At 57.7% G+C, this 5,407-nt stretch carries 5 protein-coding genes; all 5 read left to right on the top strand.

All coding sequences use genetic code 11. The features are described from left to right. Nucleotides 1-379, top strand: a 379-nt coding sequence (locus BG35_RS10570; RefSeq protein WP_173399743.1) for a restriction endonuclease subunit S, incomplete at its 5' end; no start/stop codon positions are given. A gap of 306 nt (nt 380-685) precedes the next feature. Then, nucleotides 686-1,162 (top strand): Panacea domain-containing protein, encoded by a 477-nt coding sequence (locus BG35_RS12085; protein ID WP_161632552.1) that lies wholly within the window; start codon nt 686-688, stop codon nt 1,160-1,162. Next, nucleotides 1,159-1,614: a hypothetical protein gene (locus tag BG35_RS12720; RefSeq protein ID WP_152535192.1), complete on the top strand. Its 456-nt coding sequence runs from the start codon at nt 1,159-1,161 to the stop codon at nt 1,612-1,614. Before BG35_RS12085 ends, BG35_RS12720 begins: the two co-directional genes overlap by 4 nt. 90 nt (nt 1,615-1,704) lie before the next feature. Next, a complete protein-coding gene (locus BG35_RS0105940) occupies nt 1,705-4,680 on the top strand; it encodes a type I restriction endonuclease subunit R (protein ID WP_025782107.1) in 2,976 nt (991 codons plus the stop codon). Continuing rightward, nucleotides 4,677-5,390 (top strand): M48 family metallopeptidase, encoded by a 714-nt coding sequence (locus BG35_RS0105935; protein ID WP_025782106.1) that lies wholly within the window; start codon nt 4,677-4,679, stop codon nt 5,388-5,390. The genes BG35_RS0105940 and BG35_RS0105935 overlap by 4 nt, the downstream gene beginning before the upstream one ends. The last annotated feature ends 17 nt before the right edge of the window (nt 5,391-5,407 follow it).

The raw sequence follows: 5,407 nt of genomic DNA, 5'->3' as shown, positions 1-5,407 counted from the left end.
TTCCTTAGTCGCAACAAGAATGGCAGTTGGTCGGACTGCCATATTTAGCATGGATGTAGCAATAAACCAAGATCTAAAAGCGATCTTCCCACATCCAGAACTGCTGAGCAGCGAATATCTTTTTCACTTTCTGCGGTCAAGCGAGAAGGCACTTGCCGCCAAGAGCACTGGAAGTACTGTCAAAGGGATAAGACTGGAGGATCTTGAGCAACTGCATGTTGTCATCCCGTCCGTCACCAAGCAGAAAAGGATTGCCGAAATCCTCTCGGGAGTTGACGAGCAGATGGCGGCATTACTTGAGCTAGAGAAGAAGTACGTCTCGCTGAAGTCAGCACTATCTTCAGACCTCCTCTCCAGCCGTAAGCGGGTCAGCATCTAGGCGCACTCCCAGCTTCCGCTCTAGCCTCGAACTGCTCTCTCGCCGGCATCGTCAGGATCAAGGACCAACAACCGCACAGGCCTGATGCCTTACCAGGGCTCCTGCCCACACGGGAAAGCTGGCTAGCCTACGGAAGCCCCGCTGTCACACTGGATACGCCCATTTGGTCACGAAATGTATCCTATCCAACTGCACCAGGATCTACTGGTGCTAGCTTGGCTATGCCTGGTTTCCCTCCCCTGCCTCACAACCACATGCAGTTCCCACGTCTCAAGTGTTGCCCTTCCTCTGATGGAGCCTAGAGCCATGACCGTTCCCGTTCTGCGAGCTGGCAAGCATCTTGCCAAGATGTCCGGCTGGACGTACTCCAACCTGGAAATGCAAAAAATCCTCTATATTAGCCACATGGTTTACTTAGGGCAACTACACGAGCCCCTGATAGAAGGGCATTTCGAAGCATGGGACTATGGCCCTGTCCATCCTGAACTGTACTATCACTTGAGCAGCTATGGCGCAAAGTCCGTCTCAGAGTCCGCTTTTGAGGACATAGAAGATTTGAATAAAATAGCCCATAGAAAGGAAATAGCAGTACTTAAAGGAGTAGCTAGGAATTTCCCCCATCCCTCAGGACCAACACTCATAGGTATCACCCATCAAGCCAAAGGTGCATGGAGAAAAAGATACAAACCCGAAACGAGAGGAATTATAATTTCCAACAGTGATGTATTTGAAGAATATGAAAAACGCTACAAAGACCAGCAGCAGCAGAAAGTCAGACAATGAATAAAACGCCACCTCCCCCTGACAATCACCTTGAAGATGGTGACAATCAACTAGAAGAAAGCAGTTCCAAATTTGTAGAAAAATCAATCAGATCAGTTGATGCTAATGATTTGAAAGATTACAAAGATCTTTTGAGTCGAGTTGATTCGCACGAGGCAAAATTTGGAGCAGAGATAAAAAATCTGGGAAACGAGCTTAAAGACCTGAGAAAAGAGCTTGAACGACGAGAATGGCTGAAGCCCAGTACTATAGTCTCTATAGGATTGACAGGAATTTCTATAGGAGTAGCAATAATTATTTTATTATTAGGCGCATTTTATCACCTTAATGTTCGCATAGATGGTGTTGGTAGACGAATAGATACAATTTATCAATCTCATCCTCCTCGTCCGCCTGAAACAAAGGCGGTGCCTGAACCAGGCGAGGAGGCTTCAAAGTTTCCAGGGGAGTGACCCCATCACCTGGACCCCTGGGGCCTGGCTGGTTTTGGAATGGATGGCGGCAGGTAGCCTGCGCACAGTTGTGTGTTCGCTCCCTAGACCATGACAAACGACGAGCGCAACCTGGTGGAAGCCCCCGCCCTTGAACAACTCAAGGGGGTGGGATGGCGGCGATTGCCTGGCCCCGCCCTTGCCCCGGACCACGCCAACCATCGCGCCTCCTTCAAGGAGGTGGTCCTCACCCCCAATTTTGAGCAGGCCGTCCGGCGCATCAACCCCTGGATCAGTGAGGAGAATCTCCGCAAGGTGGTTCGTGAGGTTACCCGGATCCAGGCTGCCACGTTGATGGAGGCCAATCAATGGTTCTGGGAACAACTCACCCAATACTTCAGCCTGGATCAGGATCTGGGCCATGGTCGCCGAGGGCAGACCGTCAAGCTGATTGATTTTGACGCCCCGGAGAAGAACGAGTTTCTCTGTGTGGACCAGTTCAGAGTTCAGGGTCCCGCCCAGGTCATCGTTCCCGACATCATCCTGTTCGTGAATGGACTGCCGTTGGGGGTGATGGAGTGCAAATCCCCCACCGTCACCAACCCCATGGGGGAGGGCATCCAGCAACTGCGCCGTTACGCCAATTTGCGCCAGCAGGGCGCCACGGAAGGTTGCGAAAGGCTGTTCCACTACAACCAGGTGATGATCGCCACCCATGGGGATGGGGCGCGGTTTGGCGCCATTTCCTCCCCCATGGAGGCCTACATGGAATGGAAAGACCCCTACCCCTCTGACCAGAACAACCTGGGGGAATCTCCCAAGGCCCAGCAGGTTTTGATCCAAGGCTTGCTTGCCCCCGGGAACTTTCTGGACCTGATTCAGAATTTCACCGTCTTTGAAACCCAGGACGGGCGGACCGTCAAGAAAGTTGCTCGTTATCAGCAGTTCAGAGCGGTTCGGAAGACCGTTGCCCGCCTCAAGGCGCCAGAGGACCGCAAGGGCAAGGGAGGTGTCGTCTGGCACACCCAGGGATCGGGCAAGTCCCTCACCATGGTGTTTCTCACCCGGAAGATCAGGCGGGATCCCGCCCTGCGGGACCACAAGCTTGTTTTCCTGGTGGACCGCAACCAACTGGACCGGCAACTGACCAGCACGTTCCAGCGGGCGCAAGGGGAGACCGTCCTTCAGGCCAATTCGGGTAGACGCCTCAAGGAATTGCTGGCCAGGGATGGATCGGACCTGGTGATCTCCACCATCCAGAAGTTCGTGGATGCCACCGGGGCGGTCCCCACTTGCCTCAATGATTCCGAGCGCATCATCGTGCTGGCGGACGAGGCCCACCGCACCCAATACGGATCTTTGGGTGGCGCCCTCAATGCCGCGCTGCCCAATGCCCCCAAGATCGCGTTCACGGGAACACCCCTGATTGCGTCCGGGAAAACCACCAACGAATTCGGCGCTTACATCGACACTTACACCATTGAGCAGGCGGTGGCCGACGGCGCCACGGTTCAGATTCTTTACGAAGGACGCCAAGCCCGCACCAAGGTGACGGGGGACTCCCTGGATGCCCTGTTTGAACATTATTTCGCGGACAAGACCCCGGCGGAGAAGGAGGCCATCAAGGAGAAATACGGCACGGAGCGGGCGGTGCTGGAGGCGTCCCAACGCATTGAGCAGGTGGCCGAGGATCTGGTGGACCACTACCGGAAGCGCATCCTCCCCAACGGCTTCAAGGCCATGGTGGTGACCTCCAGCAGGAAGGCCGTCATCACCTACAAGCAGAAGCTGGACGCCATCCCCGGCGCCCCTGAATCCGCCGTGGTGATCTCCAGCGGCCACAACGATCCACAGGAATGGGAGAAGTGGACGGACCCCGCCGGTCACAGGAGGGCGGTGGAACAGTTCAAGCAGCCCATGGGAGAACACCCCCTCTCCATCCTGATCGTCAAGGACATGCTGCTGACGGGATTTGACGCCCCCATCTGCCAGGTGATGTACCTGGATCGCAAACTGACGGACCACACCCTGTTGCAGGCCATCGCCCGGGTGAACCGCACCAGGGCAGAGAAGTTCAGGGGGTACGTGGTGGATTATTTCGGACTCACCGACCACTTGGCGGAGGCGCTGCAGGTGTTCTCCGCCACCGACGTGCAGGGTGCTCTCCAGGACCTCAAGGACGAGATCCCCAAGCTCCAGGCGGCCCACACCAGGGTGAAGCGGCGCCTCAGGGGCGCAAATCTCCGGGACACGGAAGCCTGCGTCACCCTGCTGGCGGACGAGTTGAAACGCCAGCGATTCGAGGCGGATTTCAGGACCTTTGCCCGGCAGATGGAGATCGTCCTGCCGGACCCCGCCGCCAACCCTTTCCTTGCCGATCTCAAGGCGTTGGGCAAGGTGGTGGTCCTGTGCCGCAACCGTTATCGGGATGAGCAATTGAACATCGCCGGATGTGGGGAAAAGGTGCGCGCGCTCATCGAGAACCACGTCCGCGCCGACGGGGTGGACCCGCGGGTGGCTCCCACCAAACTCTTTGACGTGGAGTTTGAGCAGGTGCTTGCTGCCCACGCCAACAACCGCGCCAGGGCGTCGGAGGTGGAGCACGCCATCAGAGCCCACATCAAGGTCAAGCTGGACGAGGACCCCGAGTATTACCAGTCCCTCACCCGCCGTTTGGAGGAGATCATCCGGAACCACGAGGACCGTTGGGAAGAGTTGGCCCGGCAACTGCTGCTGTTCCGGGACCGGATGGAGCAGGAGCAAGCCCGACAAAACGCCGACCTGGGGCTCAGCGGAGAAGAAGGCCCCTTCTACAGGGTTCTGGCGGCGGAGGTCAGCCGGGCATCAGGTAACGGGGACACGGATGAGGAGACCCGTCAGCGGGTGCTTGAGGTGACCAGGGAACTGGTGGCCGCGTTGCGGGAGGCCACCCGGATCGTCGGCTTCTTCGACAAGTGGGACGAAGTGGCCCGCATCAAGCTCCAGATCAAGCGGTCCATCCTTGAGCTTCCCTTTGGCTCCCAAGCCTTGGCGGCTGAGGTCACGGAGCGGTTCATGGATCTTGCCAAGGCCAAGTGGCGCGGATGACAGCCATCCCGGAAGAGATTTTGGGGCTGCGGGTGGCGGTGATCCGCTCCACGAGACGGACCGCTGCCCTCCACATCGTCGGCAATGAACTGCACGTGCGGATCCCGGAGCGCCTGGGGGATGAGCGGGTGGCGGCGATTCTCCAGCAGAAGCGCCCCTGGATCCGGGCCAAGGCGGCGGAATGGCAAGCCGTTCCACTCCCTCGCCCCAGGGAACTGGTGAGCGGCGAATCCTTCCCCTATCTGGGGCGCAACTATCGCCTCAAGGTGCTGGAAGGGGGCCGGGTGGGGGTGCGCCTCTCGGGGGGATATCTCCGGGCAACGGTGCGCCCCGGCGAGCAGGGTGCGCAGCGGCAGCGAAGAATCCGACAGTACCTGCAAACATGGTATCGCTCCAGAGCATTGGAACGGCTGCGGGAAAAAACCAGCCGCTATGCCCGGCAGATTGGGGTAACGCCAGCGGGCATCAGCGTTCGGACCTTCAAATCACGCTGGGGCTCCTGCAACACAACAGGGCATCTGGCGTTCAACTGGAACATCATCAAGGCGCCCCATGCCATTGCCAACTACGTGGTGATCCATGAGCTCTGCCATCTCGTCCATCCCAACCACTCCAAGGACTTCTGGCGGTTGGTGGGTCGCCATGACGACGCCTATGGAGAGCACAGGCAATGGCTGAAGCAGCGGGCTGCTTTTCTGTTGGGGGATTGACTTGTATCTACCCCGCG

The sequence above is a fragment of the Candidatus Synechococcus spongiarum SH4 genome, assembly GCF_000586015.1.
GTDB classification, from domain to species: Bacteria; Cyanobacteriota; Cyanobacteriia; order PCC-6307; family Cyanobiaceae; genus Synechococcus_B; species Synechococcus_B spongiarum_F.
The sequence above is the reverse complement of the archived record's forward strand: the minus strand, read 5'-3'. Positions and strand labels throughout refer to the sequence as shown.

What these genes read in the sequence shown, in the direction of transcription:
- BG35_RS0105940 (WP_025782107.1), top strand. Translation starts at nt 1,705, where the DNA reads ATGACAAACGACGAGCGCAACCTGGTGGAAGCCCCCGCCCTTGAACAA.
- BG35_RS12085 (WP_161632552.1), top strand. Translation starts at nt 686, where the DNA reads ATGACCGTTCCCGTTCTGCGAGCTGGCAAGCATCTTGCCAAGATGTCC.
- BG35_RS12720 (WP_152535192.1), top strand. Translation starts at nt 1,159, where the DNA reads ATGAATAAAACGCCACCTCCCCCTGACAATCACCTTGAAGATGGTGAC.
- BG35_RS0105935 (WP_025782106.1), top strand. Translation starts at nt 4,677, where the DNA reads ATGACAGCCATCCCGGAAGAGATTTTGGGGCTGCGGGTGGCGGTGATC.